The organism is Streptomyces mirabilis, assembly GCF_039503195.1.
Taxonomy (GTDB): Bacteria; Actinomycetota; Actinomycetes; order Streptomycetales; family Streptomycetaceae; genus Streptomyces; species Streptomyces mirabilis_D.
Map to the genome: position 1 here is coordinate 8,498,998 of NZ_JBCJKP010000001.1, position 18,885 is coordinate 8,517,882.

Annotated in this window: 15 protein-coding genes; all 15 read left to right on the forward strand. The window is 71.5% G+C overall.

Annotated features, from left to right (window positions below; all coding sequences use genetic code 11):
- Nucleotides 1-125: 125 nt before the first annotated feature.
- Nucleotides 126-1,643: a sugar ABC transporter ATP-binding protein gene (locus tag AAFF41_RS38435; RefSeq protein ID WP_319749518.1), complete on the forward strand. Its 1,518-nt coding sequence runs from the start codon at nucleotides 126-128 to the stop codon at nucleotides 1,641-1,643.
- Nucleotides 1,640-2,662, forward strand: coding sequence for an ABC transporter permease (locus AAFF41_RS38440; protein ID WP_319749517.1), 1,023 nt, complete (start codon nucleotides 1,640-1,642; stop codon nucleotides 2,660-2,662). The genes AAFF41_RS38435 and AAFF41_RS38440 overlap by 4 nt, the downstream gene beginning before the upstream one ends.
- 42 nt (nucleotides 2,663-2,704) lie before the next feature.
- Nucleotides 2,705-3,763, forward strand: coding sequence for a substrate-binding domain-containing protein (locus AAFF41_RS38445; protein ID WP_319749516.1), 1,059 nt, complete (start codon nucleotides 2,705-2,707; stop codon nucleotides 3,761-3,763).
- Nucleotides 3,764-3,815: 52 nt separating this feature from the next.
- On the forward strand, nucleotides 3,816-5,081 hold the full coding sequence (locus AAFF41_RS38450) for a Gfo/Idh/MocA family protein (protein WP_343325410.1): 1,266 nt from the start codon (nucleotides 3,816-3,818) through the stop codon (nucleotides 5,079-5,081).
- Nucleotides 5,082-5,094: 13 nt separating this feature from the next.
- Nucleotides 5,095-6,099 (forward strand): sugar phosphate isomerase/epimerase family protein, encoded by a 1,005-nt coding sequence (locus AAFF41_RS38455; RefSeq protein WP_319749514.1) that lies wholly within the window; start codon nucleotides 5,095-5,097, stop codon nucleotides 6,097-6,099.
- 80 nt (nucleotides 6,100-6,179) lie between these two features.
- Nucleotides 6,180-8,684: a PQQ-dependent sugar dehydrogenase gene (locus tag AAFF41_RS38460; protein WP_343325411.1), complete on the forward strand. Its 2,505-nt coding sequence runs from the start codon at nucleotides 6,180-6,182 to the stop codon at nucleotides 8,682-8,684.
- Between the two features lie 15 nt (nucleotides 8,685-8,699).
- The gene (locus tag AAFF41_RS38465; protein ID WP_343325412.1) at nucleotides 8,700-10,043 is read left to right on the forward strand and encodes a ThuA domain-containing protein; all 1,344 of its coding nucleotides are present in this window, start codon (nucleotides 8,700-8,702) and stop codon (nucleotides 10,041-10,043) included.
- Between the two features lie 118 nt (nucleotides 10,044-10,161).
- The gene (locus AAFF41_RS38470; RefSeq protein ID WP_343326420.1) at nucleotides 10,162-11,295 is read left to right on the forward strand and encodes an inositol-3-phosphate synthase; all 1,134 of its coding nucleotides are present in this window, start codon (nucleotides 10,162-10,164) and stop codon (nucleotides 11,293-11,295) included.
- Nucleotides 11,292-12,377, forward strand: a complete 1,086-nt coding sequence (locus AAFF41_RS38475) for an SCO3242 family prenyltransferase (RefSeq protein WP_343325413.1) — start codon at nucleotides 11,292-11,294, stop codon at nucleotides 12,375-12,377. The genes AAFF41_RS38470 and AAFF41_RS38475 overlap by 4 nt, the downstream gene beginning before the upstream one ends.
- Nucleotides 12,374-13,369, forward strand: a complete 996-nt coding sequence (locus tag AAFF41_RS38480; RefSeq protein ID WP_319749510.1) for a sugar phosphate isomerase/epimerase family protein — start codon at nucleotides 12,374-12,376, stop codon at nucleotides 13,367-13,369. The genes AAFF41_RS38475 and AAFF41_RS38480 overlap by 4 nt, the downstream gene beginning before the upstream one ends.
- Entirely contained in the window at nucleotides 13,366-14,070 is a 705-nt protein-coding gene (locus tag AAFF41_RS38485; RefSeq protein WP_319749509.1) for an EboA domain-containing protein, read from the forward strand. The genes AAFF41_RS38480 and AAFF41_RS38485 overlap by 4 nt, the downstream gene beginning before the upstream one ends.
- The gene (locus tag AAFF41_RS38490; RefSeq protein ID WP_319749508.1) at nucleotides 14,070-14,918 is read left to right on the forward strand and encodes a TatD family hydrolase; all 849 of its coding nucleotides are present in this window, start codon (nucleotides 14,070-14,072) and stop codon (nucleotides 14,916-14,918) included. Before AAFF41_RS38485 ends, AAFF41_RS38490 begins: the two co-directional genes overlap by 1 nt.
- 3 nt (nucleotides 14,919-14,921) lie before the next feature.
- Nucleotides 14,922-16,091 carry a metabolite traffic protein EboE gene (gene eboE, locus AAFF41_RS38495; RefSeq protein ID WP_319749507.1) on the forward strand — a complete coding sequence of 390 codons (1,170 nt, stop codon included), beginning with the start codon at nucleotides 14,922-14,924 and terminating at the stop codon, nucleotides 16,089-16,091.
- Nucleotides 16,088-17,488 carry an alkaline phosphatase family protein gene (locus AAFF41_RS38500; RefSeq protein WP_319749506.1) on the forward strand — a complete coding sequence of 467 codons (1,401 nt, stop codon included), beginning with the start codon at nucleotides 16,088-16,090 and terminating at the stop codon, nucleotides 17,486-17,488. The genes eboE and AAFF41_RS38500 overlap by 4 nt, the downstream gene beginning before the upstream one ends.
- Before the next feature lie 156 nt (nucleotides 17,489-17,644).
- On the forward strand, nucleotides 17,645-18,817 hold the full coding sequence (locus tag AAFF41_RS38505) for a sugar phosphate isomerase/epimerase family protein (protein WP_319749505.1): 1,173 nt from the start codon (nucleotides 17,645-17,647) through the stop codon (nucleotides 18,815-18,817).
- The last annotated feature ends 68 nt before the right edge of the window (nucleotides 18,818-18,885 follow it).

The following is an 18,885-nucleotide window of genomic DNA, read 5'->3' on the forward strand; positions in this document are numbered from 1 at the left end:
CACCCAAGGTCACCCCACCCAAGCACCCCACCTGTACAGCGCCCTGCTCTGCCCTGCCCGAAAACGCCCGCTCCGCGAGCGCACCGCCCTGAAACCGGCCCGCACGCCCGCCAAGGGGAACCGTCATGGCACCAGAACCACCGCTCCTCACCATGTCCGGCATCACCAAGTCGTTCCCCGGAGTCCGGGCCCTCGACGGCGTCGACCTCGACGTCCAGGCCGGCGAGGTCCACTGTCTGCTCGGCCAGAACGGGGCCGGGAAGTCCACCCTCATCAAGGTCCTGGCCGGCGCCCACCAGCCCGACGGCGGCACCATCGGCTGGCGCGGCGAACCCGTCACGCTCCGCTCCCCGATCGCCGCCATGCGCCTCGGGATCGCCACCATCTACCAGGAACTGGACCTGGTGGAGGGCCTGTCGGTGGCCGAGAACGTCCACCTCGGCCATGAACCCACCGCCGCCGGTTTCGTCGTACGGGGAAAGGCGGCCAAGGCGTCAACGGCGCAATTGCTACGCCGACTCGGCCACCCGGAGATCGATCCGGCGCGCCTCGTCGGTGAGCTGTCGGCCGCCCAGCAGCAGATCGTCTCCATGGCGCGGGCCCTCTCCCACGACGTACGCCTCATCGTCATGGACGAACCGTCCGCCGCCCTCGACCCCGACGAGGTCGACAACCTCTTCCGTATCGTCGGCGACCTCACCGCGGACGGTGTCGCCGTCGTCTACATCTCGCACCGGCTGGAGGAGATCCGCCGCATCGGCGACCGGGTGACCGTACTGAAGGACGGCCGCGCGGTGGCGGGTGGACTGCCCGCGAAGTCCACCCCGACGCGCGAGGTGGTGGCGCTGATGACGGGCCGCAACGTCGAGTACGTCTTCCCCGAACGGCCCACGCGAGGACCCTCGTCCGAGCCGGTGCTCAGGGTCCAAGGACTGGCACGCGCGGGCGAGTTCGAGCCCCTCGACCTCGAACTGCGCCCCGGTGAGATCGTCGGCCTGGCCGGTCTCGTCGGCTCCGGGCGCTCCGAGATCCTGGAGACGATCTACGGGGCCCGCAAGCCGACGGCCGGTCGAGTCAGTGTGGATGGCCGGCCGCTGCGGACCGGCAGCGTACGCGCCGCCGTCCGCGCCGGACTCGGACTCGCCCCCGAAGAGCGCAAGGCGCAGGCCCTGCTGATGCTGGAGTCCGTCACCCGCAATGTTTCCGTGTCCTCCATGTCCCGTTTCTCACGCGGGGGTTGGATCGACCGGAGCGCCGAGCGAGGCGCCGCCCGCGCAGCGACCCGCGAACTGTCGCTGCGCCCCGACAACCCGTCCGTCCCGATCCGGACGCTGTCCGGCGGCAACCAGCAGAAGGCCGTCCTGGCCCGCTGGCTGCTGCGCGGCTGCCGCGTCCTGTTGCTCGACGAACCCACCCGCGGTGTCGACGTCGGCGCCCGCGCCGAGCTGTACGCGGTCATCCGGCGCCTCGCCGACGAAGGCCTCGCCGTCCTGCTCGTGTCGAGCGAGGTGCCCGAGGTGCTGGGACTCGCCGACCGCGTGCTGGTGCTCAGGGAGGGCCACGTCGTGCACACGGCGCCCGCCCGGGAGCTCGACGAACACCGCGTACTCGACCTTGTCATGGAAGGAAGCCCGGCCTCATGACGCAGCCCGTGTCCCCGCCCCGGGGCAGCACCGACAAAGTGCAGCCGATGAGCGAACTCCCCGCGTGGCGCACCCTCGCGGCCCGCGCCGACGTCCGCACCCTCTCGCTGCTCGGCGTACTCGTCGCCCTGATCGTCATCGGCGGTATCACCAAGCCCGACGAGTTCCTCGACACCCGAAACCTCCAACTCGTCCTCACCCAGGCCTCGGTGATCGGCGTCGTCACCGTCGGCATGACCTTCGTCATCACCTCCGGCGGCATCGACCTGTCCGTCGGCGCGATCGTCGCGCTGTCCTCGGTGTGGGCCACGACGGTCGCCACCCAGGAGTACGGCTTCGCGGGCATCCTCTTCACCGCGGTGCTCGTCGGCGTGGGCTGCGGCCTGGTCAACGGCCTGCTCATCGCGTACGGCGGGATGGTCCCGTTCATCGCGACGCTCGCCATGCTCGCCTCGGCCCGCGGCCTTGCCCTCCAGATCACCGACGGCAAGACCCAGATCGTCACCATCGACGGGATCCTGAAGCTCGGCGAACGCGACTCGTACATCCTCGGCATCCCGCCGCTGGTCCTGGTCTTCGCCGTCGTCACGATCATCGGCTGGCTGATCCTCAACCGCACCACCTTCGGTCGCCGCACGGTCGCCGTCGGCGGCAACGCGGAGGCGGCCCGGCTCGCCGGCATCGACGTACGGCGCCAGCGGCTGTACCTCTACCTGCTCTCCGGACTGTGCTGCGGCATCGCCGCCTTCCTGCTGATCATCCTGTCCGGCTCCGGCCAGAACACCAACGGCAACCTGTACGAACTCGACGCCATCGCCGCCGCGATCATCGGCGGGACCCTGCTCAGCGGGGGCCGCGGCACCATCACCGGCTCGGTGCTCGGTGTCCTGATCTTCACCACGATCACCAACATCTTCGCGCTGAACAACCTGCAGAGCGACGTCCAGCAGATCGCCAAGGGCGCGATCATCGTCGCGGCGGTCCTGGTCCAGCGGCGTACGGCAGCAAGCAGCACCTGACACGGGAGCCAGCAGCACCTGACACGGGAAGGGCCCACCGCCATGCCAGAATCCACGAGCTCCACCAGCTTCACGAGCCGCAGAGGGCTCCTCTTCGGGACCGCCGCAGCCTCGGCCGGCGCCCTCCTGGTCGGCTGCACCAGCAACGACACCAAGAACGAGAAGACGGCCGCGAACAGTCAACCGGCCGCCGACGACAAGCCCGGCAAGCACATCACCATCGGCTTCGCGGGTCCGCAGGCCGACCACGGCTGGCTCAACGCGATCAACGACAACGCCAAGAGCCGGGCCAAGAAGTACTCGGACGTGACACTGGAGATCACCGAGGGCTCCAACGACACGGCCGCGCAGATCGGCCAGATCGAGACTCTGATCAACAAGAAGGTCGACGTCCTGGTGGTGCTGCCCGCCGACGGCAAGGCGCTCACCCAGGTCGGCCTGAAGGCGATGCGCGCGGGCATCCCGGTCGTCAACCTCGACCGGATCTTCAACACCCCGCAGGCATACCGCTGTTGGATCGGCGGTGACAACTACGGCATGGGCCTCAGCGCCGGCCACTACATCGGCGAGAAGCTGAAGGACAAGCAGGACGCCAAGGTCATCGAACTCGCCGGGCTCGACAACCTGGAACTCACCCAGCAGCGCACCCAGGGCTTCGACGCGGCCCTGAAGAACTACCCCAACATCAAGAAGGTGGCCCGCCAGGCCGCCGACTTCACTGTCGAGTCCGGACAGGCCAAGATGGCCCAACTGCTTCAGGCCCAGCCGAAGTTCGACGCGCTGTGGAACCACGACGACGACCAGGGCGTGGGCGCGCTGCGCGCCATCAAGCAGGCCGGACGCGAGGACTTCCTGATGGTCGGCGGCGCGGGCGCGCTCTCCGCCTTCCAGGCCATCCAGGCCGACAACAGCGTCCTGAAGGCCACCGTCCTCTACCCGCCGACCATGGCGGCCTCCGCGATCGACCTCGCTCGCGCGCTCGGCCAGGGCAAGGGCATCGGCGGGCTCGCCGAGTTCGAGATCCCGGTCTCACTCACGCTCTACTCGGCCGTCGTCGACAAGGACAACGTCGGCCAGTACCTGGCCACCGGCTTCAGGTGATCCGCCCCGCTCACACCCCCCACAGCGTCACGACGACGAGGAGGACATCCGTATGGGACAGCCGCACCAGGGCGAGGCAGCCGGGGTGGAGGCGGGGCTCGCTTCCGGGCCCGGGGCCGAGGCGAAGGCGGGCAAGCCGACGCTCGGGGTGGGCATGGTCGGATACGCCTTCATGGGCGCCGCCCACTCCCAGGGCTGGCGCACCGTGGGCCGCGTCTTCGACCTGCCGCGCAGCCCGGTCCTCGCCGCCGTCTGCGGCCGGGACGCGAGCGCGGTGCGGGCCATGGCCGACCGGCACGGCTGGGCGGCGGCCGAGACCGACTGGCGGGCCCTGATCGCCCGGGACGACGTCGACCTCGTCGACATCTGCACCCCCGGCGACAGCCATGCCGAGATCGCCCTCGCCGCCCTGGCCGCCGGCAAACACGTACTGTGCGAGAAGCCCCTCGCGAACACGGTCGAGGAGGCGGAGGCGATGACGGAGGCCGCCGAGGCAGCCTTCGCCCGCGGCCAGATGTCCATGGTCGGCTTCAACTACCGTCGATTGCCCGCGACTTCGCTCGCCCGGAAGATGGTCGCCGAGGGCCGGCTCGGAGCCCTGCGGCACGTACGGGTGACGTACCTTCAGGACTGGCTGGTGGACCCGGAGTTCCCGCTCACCTGGCGGCTGCGCAAGGAGCTCGCGGGTTCGGGCGCGCTCGGCGACCTCGGGGCCCACATCGTCGACCTCGCCCAGTACCTGGCGGGCGAGCCGGTCGTCGGGGTCTCCGCGCTCACCGAGACGTTCGTACGGGAGCGCCCGCTGCCCGGCGGAGTGTCGAGCGGACTGACCGCCGTATCGGCGACGAACCCGCGGGCGGGGGGCGTCGGCACCGTCACCGTCGACGACGCCGCCCTCTTCACCGGCCGCTTCGCCTCCGGCGCCCTCGCCTCCTTCGAGGCGTCCCGCTTCGCGACCGGACGCAAGAACTCCCTGCGCATCGAACTCAACGGCGAGCGCGGCTCGCTCGCCTTCGACCTGGAACGGCTCAACGAGCTCGCGTACCACGACCACACCGAACCCGGCACGCACGCGGGCTTCCGCCGGATCCTCGTCACGGAGCCCGACCACCCCTACCTGGCAGCCTGGTGGCCGCCGGGCCACGGCCTCGGCTACGAGCACACCTTCACCCACCAGGCCCGCGACCTGGTACGGGCCATCGCCGCCGGCCGGCGCCCCGAACCGTCCTTCGCCGACGGGCTGCGGGTGCAGCGCGTCCTCGCGGCGGTGGAGGAGAGCGCCGAGAAGAACTCCGTCTACACACCCATCGCGGTCTGAGGAGGCCCCGGACATGCCGCGCACCTTCACACTCTTCACCGGCCAGTGGGCCGACCTGCCCCTCGAAGAGGTCTGCCGCCTCGCCCGTGACTTCGGCTATGACGGCCTTGAACTCGCCTGCTGGGGCGACCACTTCGAGGTCGACAAGGCGCTCGCGGACCCCTCGTACATCGACTCCCGGCACGCGCTCCTCGACAAGTACGGCCTCAAGTGCTGGGCGATCTCCAACCATCTGGTCGGCCAGGCCGTCTGCGACGCCATCATCGACGAGCGGCACCGGGCGATCCTGCCCGCCCGGATCTGGGGCGACGGCGAACCCGAGGGCGTACGGCAGCGGGCCGCCGCCGAGATCGCCGACACCGCGCGCGCCGCGGCGGCCTTCGGCGTCGACACCGTCGTCGGCTTCACCGGCTCGGCGATCTGGCACCTGGTCGCGATGTTCCCGCCCGCCCCCGAGTCGATGATCGCCCGTGGCTACGAGGACTTCGCGACGCGCTGGAACCCCATCCTGGACGTCTTCGACGAGCAGGGCGTGCGGTTCGCGCACGAGGTCCACCCGAGTGAGATCGCCTACGACTACTGGACGACACAGCTCGCGCTCAAGGCGGTCGACCACCGACCGGCGTTCGGACTGAACTTCGACCCCTCGCACTTCGTCTGGCAGGACCTGGACCCGGTCGGCTTCCTCTACGACTTCCGCGACCGCATCTACCACGTCGACTGCAAGGAAGCCCGCAAGCGGCTCGACGGCCGCAACGGTCGCCTCGGCTCGCACCTGCCCTGGGGCGATCCCCGGCGCGGCTGGGACTTCGTGTCCGCCGGCCACGGCGACGTCCCCTGGGAGGACGTCTTCCGCATGCTCCGCTCCATCGACTACACGGGCCCCGTCTCGGTCGAGTGGGAGGACGCCGGCATGGACCGGCTCCAGGGCGCACCCGAGGCCCTGACCCGTCTCAAGGCGTACGACTTCGAGCCGCCGTCGGGATCCTTCGACGCGGCGTTCGGCAGCAACGACTGACTTCTCCTGTGTCTCCGGGGTGACGGCGCACCCCGGCGCAAGCACCCGCTCGTACAACCAGCCCCTTTCTGGAGGCATTCGTGCACGGGAAAGACCGCGCCACCCACACCGACAGAACCGAGACCCACAGACGACGCCCCGCATTCCGCCGAGCGCTCGCCCTGCTGAGCGGCGCGTTGCTCGCGGCCGCCTCGCTCACCCTCACCGCACCCCCGGCCGGCGCAGCCGTCGCCGCCCCGGGGAACACGGCAGCGGCGGAGGACTTCCAGCAGGTCACCCTCGCCAAGGGCGAGCCCGAGGTCGGCGAGCCCATGTCGCTCGCCGTGCTCCCCGACCGCTCGGTCCTGCACACCTCGCGCGACGGCGAACTCCGCCTCACCGACGCGGCCGGAAACACAAAGATCGCGGGCAAGCTCGACGTCTACACGCACGACGAGGAAGGCCTGCAAGGCGTCGGCATAGACCCGGGCTTCGCCGACAACCGCTTCATCTACCTCTACTACGCGCCGCCCCTGAACACCCCGGCGGGCGACGCCCCCGAGACGGGCACGGCGGCCGACTTCGCGCCCTTCGACGGCGTCAACCGTCTCTCCCGCTTCGTCCTCAGGACGGACGGCACCCTCGACACCGCCAGCGAGAAGAAGATCCTCGACGTCCAGGCCACCCGCGGCATCTGCTGCCACGTCGGCGGCGACATCGACTTCGACGCGGCGGGAAACCTGTACCTGTCGACCGGGGACGACTCCAACCCCTTCCAGTCCGACGGCTTCACGCCCATCGACGAGCGCCCCGACCGCAACCCGGTCTTCGACGCCCAGCGCTCGGCCGGCAACACCAACGACCTGCGCGGCAAGATCCTGCGCATCAAGGTGAACGCCGACGGCTCGTACTCCATCCCCGACGGCAACCTCTTCCCGCCCGGCACGGACAAGACGCGGCCCGAGATCTACGCGATGGGCTTCCGCAACCCGTTCCGCTTCAGCGTCGACAACGCGACGGGCATCGTCTACGTCGGTGACTACGGCCCCGACGCCGGCGCGGCCGATCCGGCACGCGGCCCCGGCGGCCAGGTCGAGTTCGCCCGCGTCACCGGCCCCGGCAACTTCGGCTGGCCGTACTGCACGGGCAAGAACGACGCCTACGTGGACTACGACTTCGCGACGAAGACCTCCGGCGCCGCCTTCGACTGCAACGCCCCGAAGAACACCTCCCCGCACAACACGGGACTGACGGACCTGCCCCCGGCCCAGCCCGCCTGGATCCCCTACGACGGCGCCTCCGTGCCGGAGTTCGGCAGCGGCTCGGAGTCCCCGATGGGCGGCCCGGTCTACCACTACGACGCCTCGCTCGACTCGCCCGTGAAGTTCCCGCAGGCGTACGACGGGAACTTCTTCGCCGGAGAGTTCGGCCGCCGCTGGATCAAGCGGATCGCGAGCGACTCCGCCGGCACGGTGCAGTCCATCAACTCCGTCCCGTGGACCGGCACGCAGGTGATGGACATGGCGTTCGGACCGGACGGCGCCCTGTACGTCCTCGACTACGGCACAGCCTGGTTCGGCGGCGACGAGAACTCGGGCCTCTACCGCATCGAGAACGCCACCGACGGCCACTCGCCCGTCGCGCAGGCCGCGGCCGACCGCACCTCGGGGCAGGCCGCGCTCAAGGTGAGCTTCTCCTCGGCCGGTTCGTCCGACGCGGACGGGGACGCCCTCACCTACAGCTGGGACTTCGGCGACGGCGGTACGTCGACGGCGGCGAACCCCTCGCACAAGTACAGGACGAACGGCACCTACACGGCGACGGTGACCGCCAAGGACGCGACCGGCCGCACCGGCAGCGCGAGCGTGCAGATCGTGGTCGGCAACACCGCACCCAAGGTCGTGATCGAACAACCGCGTGACGGTCAGCTCTTCAGCTTCGGCGACCCCGTGCCCTTCAAGGTGAAGGTCACCGACCCCGAGGACGGCCGAGCCATCGACTGCGCCAAGGTGAAGGTCACCTTCATCCTCGGCCACGACAGCCACGGCCACCCGCTCACCTCGGCCAACGGCTGCTCCGGCACCCTCCAGACCAGTGCCGACGGCGGCCACGACCAGGACGCCAACATCTTCGGAGTCCTCGACGCCGAGTACACCGACGGCGGAGGCGGCGGCCAGGCCCCGCTGACCACCCACGACCAGAACGTGCTCCAGCCCAAGCACCGCCAGGCCGAGCACTACGGCAAGGCCTCCAGCATCACCGTCCAGTCGAAGACCACCGCGCACGGCGGCAAAACCGTCGGCGACATCGACAACGGCGACTGGATCTCCTTCACGCCCTACTCCCTGAGCGACGCCCAGAAGATCACGGCACGTGTGTCCTCCGCCGGCGCGGGCGGCACCCTCGAGATCCGCGCGGGCTCCCCGACCGGCCGCACGCTGGGCCGGGCGACCGTACCGGTGACGGGTGGCTGGGACACCTTCCAGGACGTGAGCGCCGATCTCGCGAACGCCCCGCGCGGCACCACCACGCTCTACCTCGTCTTCAAGGGAAGCGGCACGGGAGCGCTCTACGACGTGGACGACTTCACCTTCACGACGAGCTGACGGGGGGTGACGGTCATGCGCACATCCATACGCATGCTGACCGTGGGTGCCGCTGCCGCCCTGCTCCTCGGCTGCGTGTCGGGACCGGCGGCGTCGAAGGGCGCGGACGGGCCCGACAGGAGCCGGGTGCTGGTCTTCTCCAAGACCGCGGGCTTCCGGCACGACTCGATCCCCGAGGGGATCGCGGCCGTACGGGAGCTCGGGGCCACGGGCGGCTTCACGGTCGACGCCACGGAGGACGCGGGCGCCTTCACCGCACGCAACCTGGCGCGGTACGACGCCGTCGTCTTCCTCTCGACGACCGGTGACGTCCTCGACACCACCCAACAGGCCGCCTTCGAGCGGTACATCAAGCGGGGCGGCGGCTATGTGGGCATCCACGCGGCCGCCGACACCGAGTACGACTGGGCCTTCTACGGCGGCCTCGCGGGCGCGTACTTCCAGTCGCACCCCGCGATCCAGCCCGCGACGGTCACCGTCGAGGACCGCTCCCACCCGGCGACCTCGGGGCTCCCGAGATCCTGGGAGCGCATGGACGAGTGGTACAACTACCGCTCGAATCCGCGCGACCGGGCCCACGTCCTCGCCTCGCTCGACGAGTCCTCGTACACCGGCGGCACGATGAGCGGCGACCATCCGATCGCCTGGTGCCAGGAGTACCGGGGCGGCCGCGCCTTCTACACCGGGGGCGGCCATACCAAGGAGTCCTACGCCGAACCCGCCTTCCGACAGCACCTGCTGGGTGGCATCCGGTACGCCATCGGCGCCGCCCAGGCCGACTGCCGCCCGGAGAACGGCTACCGGCCGCTCTTCGACGGCACGGCCGAGTCGCTGGCGGCGTGGAAACAGGCGGGCCCGGGTTCGTTCTCGCTGAGCGACGACGGCACGCTGACGTCGCACGACGGCCTGGGGATGCTCTGGTACGCCGGTTCCGGGTTCGGCTCGTACTCGCTGAAGCTGGACTGGCGGGTGGCCGGGGACGACAACTCCGGAGTGTTCGTCGGGTTCCCGGAGTCCGACGACCCCTGGTCGGCCGTCAACAACGGCTACGAGATCCAGATCGACGCGACCGACGCCCCCGACCGCACCACCGGGGCCGTGTACAGCTTCCAGTCCGCCGACCTGAAGAAGCGCGACCGCGCGCTGAACCCGCCGGGGGAGTGGAACACGTACGAGATCCGCGTGGAGGGCGAGCGCCTCCGCGTCTGGCTCAACGGCGTGAAGATCAACGATTTCACCAACACCGATCCGGTACGAAGCCTGCGCGACGGACACATCGGCCTCCAGAACCATGGAGCCGACGACCAGGTGTCCTTCCGCGACGTCCGGATCAAGGAACTGCCCACGAAGGGCGACTGACCGGCGGCGGGCGGGGGACGCCGGACCCCCGCCCGCCGTCTCGCCCACCTCGCTTCTTTCTCCTCTCTCCTCTCCCCTGTGTGGCTGACGTACGACAAGGAGGCTGCCCATGTCCCCCATGCCCGCGTCCCTTTCCGAACCTCGGGTGGGGGTGTGGCTGATCGGAGCCCGCGGCTCCGTCGCCACCACCGTCATCGCGGGCTGCGCGGCCCTCACCGCCGGCCTGCACCCCCCGACGGGCATGGTCACCGAGACATCCCTCTTCGCCGAGTGCGGCCTGCCCACGCTGTCCTCCCTCGTCTTCGGCGGCCACGACACCGTGGACTGCCCACTGCCGAAACGGGCCGAGGCCCTGGCCGCCGGTGGTGTGCTCCCACCCGGCCTCCCCTCGGCCATCGCGGCCGAACTGGCGGCCGCCGACGCGGAGATCCGCCCCGGCGGCCCCGCCCCCGGCGACACACGGGACGAGTCCGAGCTCGTGGACGCCTTCGCGACCGATCTGCGCGACTTCGTACGACGACGGGGTCTGACCCGGGCGGTCGTGCTGAACGTGGCCTCCACCGAACCCGCGCCCGTGGGCTCCGCCCTGCCCCCGAGCTCGCTCTACGCGGCGGCGGCGCTGGCGGCCGGCTGCCCCTACGTGAACTTCACCCCGTCCACCGGTCTGCACCACCCGGCGCTGGCCTCGGTGGCACGCGCCGGCCGCCTCCCGTACGCCGGCCGTGACGGCAAGACGGGCCAGACCCTGCTGCGGTCGGTGCTCGGCCCGATGTTCGCGCAGCGCGCACTGGAGGTCCGCGCCTGGTCCGGCACCAACCTGCTCGGCGGCGGCGACGGCGCCTCCCTCGCCGACCCGGCAGCCGCCGCGGCCAAGAACGCCGGCAAGGAACGGGTCCTCGCGGACACCCTGGGCCGGGCCCCGCAGGGCGAGGTCCACATCGACGACGTACCTGCCCTCGGCGACTGGAAGACCGCCTGGGACCACATCGCCTTCGACGGCTTCCTCGGCACCCGGATGATCCTGCAGACCACCTGGCAGGGCTGCGACTCCGCCCTGGCGGCGCCCCTGGTCCTCGACCTCGCGCGCCTGGTCTCCCGCGCGCACGAGGCCGGTCTCTCGGGCCCCTTGAGCGAACTCGGCTTCTACTTCAAGGACCCGGTGGGCGACGGGCCCGCGGCGCTGGGTGAGCAGTACGCGGCCCTGGCGGGGCTCGCGGGGCGGCTCCGCGCACTTCCCGGGGAGACCCGATGACGCCGCGCCCGCTCGGGCCGGACCGACCGACCACGACGAGCCCGCCGCACGGCCCGACCCAGAGCCCGAGCCCGACCCCGACCCTGAGCCCGAGCCCGACCCAGAGCCCGAGCCAGGGCCCGCGAGCGGGTACAACATCCGGGGCCGGGGCCGGGGCCGGGGCGGGGGCGGGGACGGGGGCCAGGGCCTGGGCCGAACTCCTCCGTCTGCCCGCCCTGTTCACCGTCCCGGGCGACGCCCTCGCCGGTGCCGCCACCACCGGCAACCGCCCCAACCCCCGCACCCTGCTCGCCATCGCCTCCTCCCTCTGTCTGTACGAGGCGGGCATGGCCCTCAACGACTGGGCCGACCAGGCCGAGGACGCCCTCGACCGCCCACACCGCCCACTGCCCTCCGGACGCATCCGTCCGCGCGCGGCCCTCGTCGCCGCAGGCGCCCTCACGGCGGCGGGCCTGGCCCTGGCAGCACGCGCCGGACGCCCGGCCCTCGCCGTCGCGGCCCCCCTCGCGGCCACCGTCTGGGCGTACGACCTCGCGCTCAAACGAACCCCCGCCGGGCCGGCGGCGATGGCCACCGCACGGGGCCTGGACCTGCTCCTCGGCGCGACGGCCACCGGTGGCAGCGCCCGCCCCGCCCTGCCCTCCGCCCTGACCCTGGCCACCCACACCCTCGCGGTGACCACGGTGTCCAGCGGCGAGACCCGGGGCGGTTCGCCGCTCGCACCGCTGGCCGCGCTCGCCACGACGGGCACGCTCGCCTGGACCTTGACGAGGACCCCGCAGGCCCCGGGCACGGCCCCCTCCCGATACCCCGCCGCGGCCCCTTCCCGGCACCCCGCCGCGGACACCTTGCGCACCGTCCTCGCCGCCGCCTTCGTCGCCACCTCGGGCCGCCCCCTCCTCCACGCCGCCCTCAACCCCTCACCCCCGCTCACCCAGCGAGCCGTCGGCGGCGGGATCCGCGCGATGATCCCCCTCCAGGCCGCCCTCGCGGCCCGCTCCGGCGCCCTCGCCTCCGCCCTTCTCACGGCCGCCCTCGCCCCGGCGGCCCGCAGATTCGCGAGGAAGGTGAGCGTCACATGACCCCGACACCCCACCGCACGAACCCCCGGCCCCAGGCCACGAACGCCCACCCCCTCCGCTTCGGCTACGGCACCAACGGTCTCGCCGACCTCCGCCTCGACGACGCCCTCGCCCTCCTCGCGGACCTCGGCTACGACGGCGTCGGCCTGACCCTCGACCACATGCACCTGGACCCCCTGGCCCCGGACGTCGCCGCCCGCACCCGGAAGGCGGCCCGCAGGCTGGAGACCCTCGGACTCGGCGTCACCGTCGAGACCGGCGCCCGCTATGTGCTCGATCCGCGCCGCAAGCACGGCCCCTCGCTCCTCGACCCGGACCCGACCGACCGGGCCCGCCGCGTCGACCTCCTCATCCGCGCCGTCCGCATCGCCGCCGACCTCGGCGCCCACGCCGTCCACTGCTTCAGCGGAGTACGCCCGGCCGACCCGACCCACCTGGCCGACCCAGCCCACCTGGCCGACCCAGCCGACCCGGCCGATCCCGCCGCCACGGCCGACCCCGCCGAGGACACCGCCTGGAAGCGCCTCGCCGAGACACTCACCCCCGTGCTGGACGCGGCCACCCACGCCGGTGTCCCGCTCGCCGTCGAACCCGAACCAGGTCATCTCCTCGCCACCCTCGCCGACTTCCACCACCTGCGCCGCATGCTCGGCGACCCGCCCGCCCTCGGCCTCACCCTCGACATCGGCCACTGCCAGTGCCTGGAACCCCTGCCACCCGCCGACTGCGTCCGTGCCGCCGCCCCCTGGCTGCGGCACGTCCAGATCGAGGACATGCGCCGAGGCCACCACGAACACCTCCCGTTCGGGGACGGGGAGATCGACTTCCCGCCCGTACTCGAAGCCCTGGCCGCCACCGGCTATCCGGCGCTGACCGTCGTCGAACTGCCCCGCCACTCCCACGCGGGACCCCACTTCGCCGCACAGTCCCTCCCGTTCCTCCACCGCGCGGCCCGGGCGATCCCCGCAGGCGCCGAAGGGAGCACCCCGTGAACCACCACCCGCACGCACCCCGCGGCAGCACGGCGAACCACCCGGCCGACCCCGCTCTCGCCGCCCTGCACGCCCGCCTGAACACCTCCCTCAACCCGCCCGCCCGCGCCTGGCTGGACCAGGCCCTCGACGAGGCCGCCGACCACCCCGGCACCCACGGACCCATCTCCGTCTGGGAGTTGCGCATCGCCGAGGCGGGCCGCCGCTGTGGCCCCGAGCACGCCGACGCCGCCCGCGTGCTCCTCCTGCACGCCGCCCGCGCCGACCCGGACGCACTCGCCCGCGTGTACCGGCAGGGCACGGCCGCCGAACGCCGAGCCGTCCTGCACGCCCTGCCCCACCTCGTGCCCGGCCCCGACGCGCTGCCCCTCGTCGAGGACGCCCTGCGCACCAACGACACCCGACTCGTCGCCGCCGCCCTCGGCCCGTACGCCGCCCGCCACCTGGACGCCCACACCTGGCGGCACGCCGTCCTCAAATGCCTGTTCACCGGCGTACCCGTGGACGTCGTGGCCGACCTGGCGCGGCGCGCCCACGCGGACGCCGAACTCGCCCGGATGCTCGGCGACTACGCGCGGGAACGCACCGCCGCGGACCGTCCCGTCCCCGAGGACCTGCACCGCGTCCTGGCCCTGACCGAGCCCACCGCCACCCCCGCAGGCCCGTGCGGTACCTCCCGCACATCCGGCAAGGAGTCCTGATGCGCATCTTCGACCCCCACATCCATATGACGTCACGGACCACCGACGACTACGAGGCCATGCACACCGCGGGTGTCCGCGCCCTCGTCGAGCCCTCCTTCTGGCTCGGCCAGCCCCGCACCTCGGTCGCCTCCTTCCTCGACTACTTCGACTCCCTCCTCGGCTGGGAACCCTTCCGCGCCGCCCAGTACGGCATCGCCCACCACTGCGCGCTCGCCCTCAACCCCAAGGAGGCGAACGACCCCCGCTGTGTCCCCGTCCTCGACGAACTGCCCCGCTATCTCGTCAAGGACCAGGTCGTGGCCGTGGGCGAGATCGGCTACGACTCGATGACCCCCGCCGAGGACATCGCCCTCGCCGCACAGCTGCAACTCGCCGCCGACCACGAGCTCCCCGCGCTCGTCCACACCCCGCACCGCGACAAGCAGGCCGGCCTGCGCCGCACCCTCGAGGTCGTCCGGGAGTCCGCCCTGTCCCCGGACCGCGTCCTGGTCGACCACCTCAACGAGAACACCGTCAAGGAGGCCAAGGACAGCGGCTGCTGGCTGGGATTCTCCGTCTATCCCGACACCAAGATGGACGAGGAACGCATGGTCGCCGTCCTGGCGGAGTACGGGCCGGAGCGGGTGCTCGTCAACTCGGCCGCGGACTGGGGCAGAAGCGACCCCCTCAAGACCCGCCGCGTCGCCGATGCCCTGCTGGCCGCCGGGTTCACCGCGGACGACGTCGACCGGGTGCTGTGGCGCAACCCCGTCGCCTTCTACGGCCTCAGCGGCCGGCTGAGCCTCGACGTCACGACCCCCGACGTCACCCACGAAGGCAACTCCGTCCTGCGCGGCGGGGAGTGAGCGATGCGCTTCCGCCATCCCGACGGCTCCACCGTCCACCTCGCCTACTGCACCAACGTCCACCCGGCCGAAACCCTCGACGGCGTCCTCGCCCAACTCCGCGACCACTGCGAACCCGTCCGCCGCCGCCTCGGCCGCGACCGCCTCGGCATCGGCCTGTGGCTGGCCAGGGACGCCGCCCATGCCCTCGTCACCGACCCCTCCGCGCTGCGCGGCCTGCGCACCGAACTCGAACACCGCGGCCTCGAAGTCGTCACCCTCAACGGCTTCCCCTACGAAGGCTTCGGCGCCGAAGAGGTCAAGTACCGCGTCTACCAGCCGGACTGGGCCGACCCCGAACGCCTCGCCCACACCACCGACCTGGCCCGAGTCCTCGCCCAGCTCCTGCCCGACGACGTCACCGAAGGCAGCATCTCCACCCTGCCTCTCGCCTGGCGCACCGCATACGACCAGGAGCGGGCGACGGCCGCGCACACCGCGCTGACCACGCTCGCCGAACGCCTCGACGCCCTCCACGAACTCACCGGCCGCTCCCTGCGCATCGGCCTGGAACCGGAACCCGGCTGCACCGTCGAGACGACCCGTGACGCCCTCGCCCCGCTCACCGCGATCGGTCACGACCGCATCGGCATCTGCGTCGACACCTGCCATCTCGCCACCTCCTTCGAAGACCCGCACACCGCCCTGGACGCGCTCGCACAAGCCCGCGTCCCCATCGTCAAATCCCAGCTCTCAGCCGCCCTGCACGCCGAACACCCCCATCTCCCCGAAGTCCGCGCGGCCCTCGCCGCCTTCGACGAACCCCGCTTCCTGCACCAGACCCGCACCCTCACCGCCGCGGGCCTGCGCGGCACCGACGACCTCGGCGAGGCCCTCGCCGGCGACGCCCTGCCCGACGCCTCCCCGTGGCGCGCCCACTTCCACGTCCCGCTGCACGCGGCCCCCGCCACACCCCTCACCTCCACACTCCCCGTCCTGCGGGCCGCACTGACCCGCCTCGTCGGCGGCCCACACCCCCTCACCCACCACCTGGAGGTCGAGACCTACACCTGGCAGGCCCTCCCGCCGGAGCTGCGCCCCCGAGCCCGCGCCCAGCTCGCCGACGGCATCGCCGCCGAACTCACCCTCGCCCGGGACCTGTTGACAGACCTCGGCCTCAAGGAGCTGCCGTGACCCCACCACCACAGGAGCCGGCCGACCCCACTCCTCTCCTCGTCCTGGACGTCGTCGGCCTCACCCCCCGTCTCCTCGACCACATGCCCCACCTCAAGGCCCTCGGCCAGTCCGGTTTCCGCGCCCCGCTCGGCACCGTCCTGCCCGCCGTCACCTGCGCCGCCCAGTCCACCTTCCTCACCGGCACCCACCCTTCCGAGCACGGCATCGTCGGCAACGGCTGGTACTTCCGCGAGCTCGGCGACGTACTGCTGTGGCGGCAGCACAACGGCCTGGTCTCCGGCGACAAGCTGTGGGACGCCGCCCGGCGCGCGCATCCCGGCTACACGGTCGCCAATATCTGCTGGTGGTACGCCATGGGCGCCGACACCGACATCACCGTCACTCCCCGTCCCGTCTACTACGCCGACGGCCGCAAGGAACCCGACTGCTACACCCGGCCCCCGGCCCTGCACGACGAACTCACCGAGAAATTCGGCACGTTCCCCCTGTTTCACTTCTGGGGTCCCGGCGCCGACCTCGTCTCCAGCCGCTGGATCATCGACGCGACCCGCCACATCAACCGCACCCGCCGGCCGGACCTGACCCTCTGCTACCTCCCTCATCTCGACTACGACCTCCAGCGCTTCGGCCCCGACGACCCGCGCTCCCTCCAGGCGGCCGCGGACCTCGACGCGGCGATGGCTCCCCTCCTCGACGACGCGAAGGCGGAAGGCCGCACCGTCGTCGCGCTCTCCGAGTACGGCATCACCCGCGCGGACCGCCCCGTCGACATCAACCGCGCCCTGCGCCGCGCCGGACTCCTCGAAGTGCACACGCAGGACGGCATGGAGTACCTCGACCCGATGACCTCCCGAGCCTTCGCGGTCGCCGACCACCAGATCGCCCATGTCTACGTGCGCCGCCCTGAGGACCTGGAAGCCACCAAGGCAGCCCTCGCCGACCTGCCCGGCATCGAGCGGCTCCTCGACGACGAGGGCAAGAAGACCCACCACCTCGACCATCCGCGCTCCGGCGAACTCGTCGCCGTCGCGGAGCCGGACGCCTGGTTCACGTACTACTACTGGCTCGACGACGCCCGCGCGCCCGACTTCGCGCAGCTCGTCGAGATCCACCGCAAACCCGGCTACGACCCGGTCGAACTCTTCATGGATCCCCTCGACCCCTACGTCAAGGTGAAGGCGGCCACGGCACTGGCCCGCAAGAAGCTCGGCCTGCGCTACCGCATGGCGGTCGTGCCGCTGGACCCCTCACCTATTCGCGGCAGCCACGGCCGCCTTCCCACGAGCGACGACGAAGGTCCGCTCCTCATCTGCTCCACCCCCCACACCGCTCCCGGCCGCATCGCGGCCACCGAAGTGAAATCCCTGCTGCTCGACCTGGCCGGCCTCACCTGACGAGACCTGACGAAGCGTGACGAGCAACTACGGAAAGTGAAGCACGCGCCACTGACAACGTGTCCGGCGAGCGCTTCGCACGCCTCTGACCTGCGCACGAGCAGCAGACCCGACGGCACCCGTCAAAGCCGTACACCGATCCGAAAGAGAGAAACCGTGACCGCCTTCCACGACGAACCCGCGACCGGCGAAGCCCTGCGCCGCGCTCTCGGCCTCAACCGCCGCCGTTTTCTGAGCACCTGCACCGCCGTCGCGACCGCGGCGATCGCGGCACCCGTCCTCGGTGCCTCGCCCGCCCTGGCCCAGGACCGGGGCAGAGGCCACGACGAGGACCCTGGCCACGGCGGTGACGTCCTCGTCCCCGCGAACAAGCGCGGCATCATCCTCTACACCGTCCGGGACGCCACGGGCCGCGACCCGCTCGCCACCGACCTCCCCTCCGGATTCCGCGAGGTCTTCAAGCAGCTCTCACGCTTCGGCTACCGGCAGGTGGAGTTCGCCGGATACGGCCAGCACGCCAACGCTCCCGGCGGCGCGAGCCTGGAGTCCGTGCAGGGCGCCAAGCTGCTGCGTTCCTGGCTCGACGAGTACGGGCTGCGAGCGCAGGGCAACCACGGCTTCATACCCCCGTCCTGGCCCCTCACCACGGCCGACCTGGACACCTTCAAGAAGCACCTGGAGATCGCCAACATCCTCGGCATGGCGCACATGGGCACCGGTGGCGACCCCACCGGCAGCGCCTACCGCGCCGACTGGGACGTGGCCGCCGACAAGTGGAACGCGCTGGGCGAGATCGCCCGCCGCGAGGGCCTCAAGCTGTACACCCACAACCACGACGCGGCGTACGGCTTCCTGCTCGACGGGGGCCCGCTGGACGCCCAGGGCAACCCGACCCGCAGCTCCGGCATACGCAAGCTGGAGTACTTCCTGAAGATCACCGACCCGAAGGTGGTCTGGCTGGAGATGGACATCTTCTGGGCGCACGTGGCCCAGTACAAGTTCCACACGTACACGGCCCACGACGGCTCCACCCAGGAGAAGGTGTTCGATCCCGCCGGGCTCGTCGTCCGCAACAACAAGCGTTACCCGCTTTTCCACGCCAAGGACGGCGTCGTCAACACGACGAACGGCATGGGCTACGACATGGTGCCCTTCGGCACCGGCGTCATCGACTACACCACGTTCTTCTCGCGCGTCGGTGACCGGAACTACCACAACCCGATGGTCGAGCAGGACAACGCCCCGAGCGCCACGGATCCCGGGCAGTCACTCACGCACGCGAAGATCGGCTACGACAACCTCGCGGCCCTCCGCAAGCGGCGTCACTAGCTTCGCGGCGGTGCACCGGGCGGCCCTCCCCACAACGCGCCACGTGGGGAGGGCCGCCCGATCGGTGC

Bases quoted from the DNA above. Each gene is read 5' to 3' on its own strand.
- AAFF41_RS38435 (WP_319749518.1), top strand. From the start codon at position 126: ATGGCACCAGAACCACCGCTCCTCACCATGTCCGGCATCACCAAGTCG.
- AAFF41_RS38440 (WP_319749517.1), top strand. From the start codon at position 1,640: ATGACGCAGCCCGTGTCCCCGCCCCGGGGCAGCACCGACAAAGTGCAG.
- AAFF41_RS38445 (WP_319749516.1), top strand. From the start codon at position 2,705: ATGCCAGAATCCACGAGCTCCACCAGCTTCACGAGCCGCAGAGGGCTC.
- AAFF41_RS38450 (WP_343325410.1), top strand. From the start codon at position 3,816: ATGGGACAGCCGCACCAGGGCGAGGCAGCCGGGGTGGAGGCGGGGCTC.
- AAFF41_RS38455 (WP_319749514.1), top strand. From the start codon at position 5,095: ATGCCGCGCACCTTCACACTCTTCACCGGCCAGTGGGCCGACCTGCCC.
- AAFF41_RS38465 (WP_343325412.1), top strand. From the start codon at position 8,700: ATGCGCACATCCATACGCATGCTGACCGTGGGTGCCGCTGCCGCCCTG.
- AAFF41_RS38470 (WP_343326420.1), top strand. From the start codon at position 10,162: ATGCCCGCGTCCCTTTCCGAACCTCGGGTGGGGGTGTGGCTGATCGGA.
- AAFF41_RS38475 (WP_343325413.1), top strand. From the start codon at position 11,292: ATGACGCCGCGCCCGCTCGGGCCGGACCGACCGACCACGACGAGCCCG.
- AAFF41_RS38480 (WP_319749510.1), top strand. From the start codon at position 12,374: ATGACCCCGACACCCCACCGCACGAACCCCCGGCCCCAGGCCACGAAC.
- AAFF41_RS38490 (WP_319749508.1), top strand. From the start codon at position 14,070: ATGCGCATCTTCGACCCCCACATCCATATGACGTCACGGACCACCGAC.
- eboE (WP_319749507.1), top strand. From the start codon at position 14,922: ATGCGCTTCCGCCATCCCGACGGCTCCACCGTCCACCTCGCCTACTGC.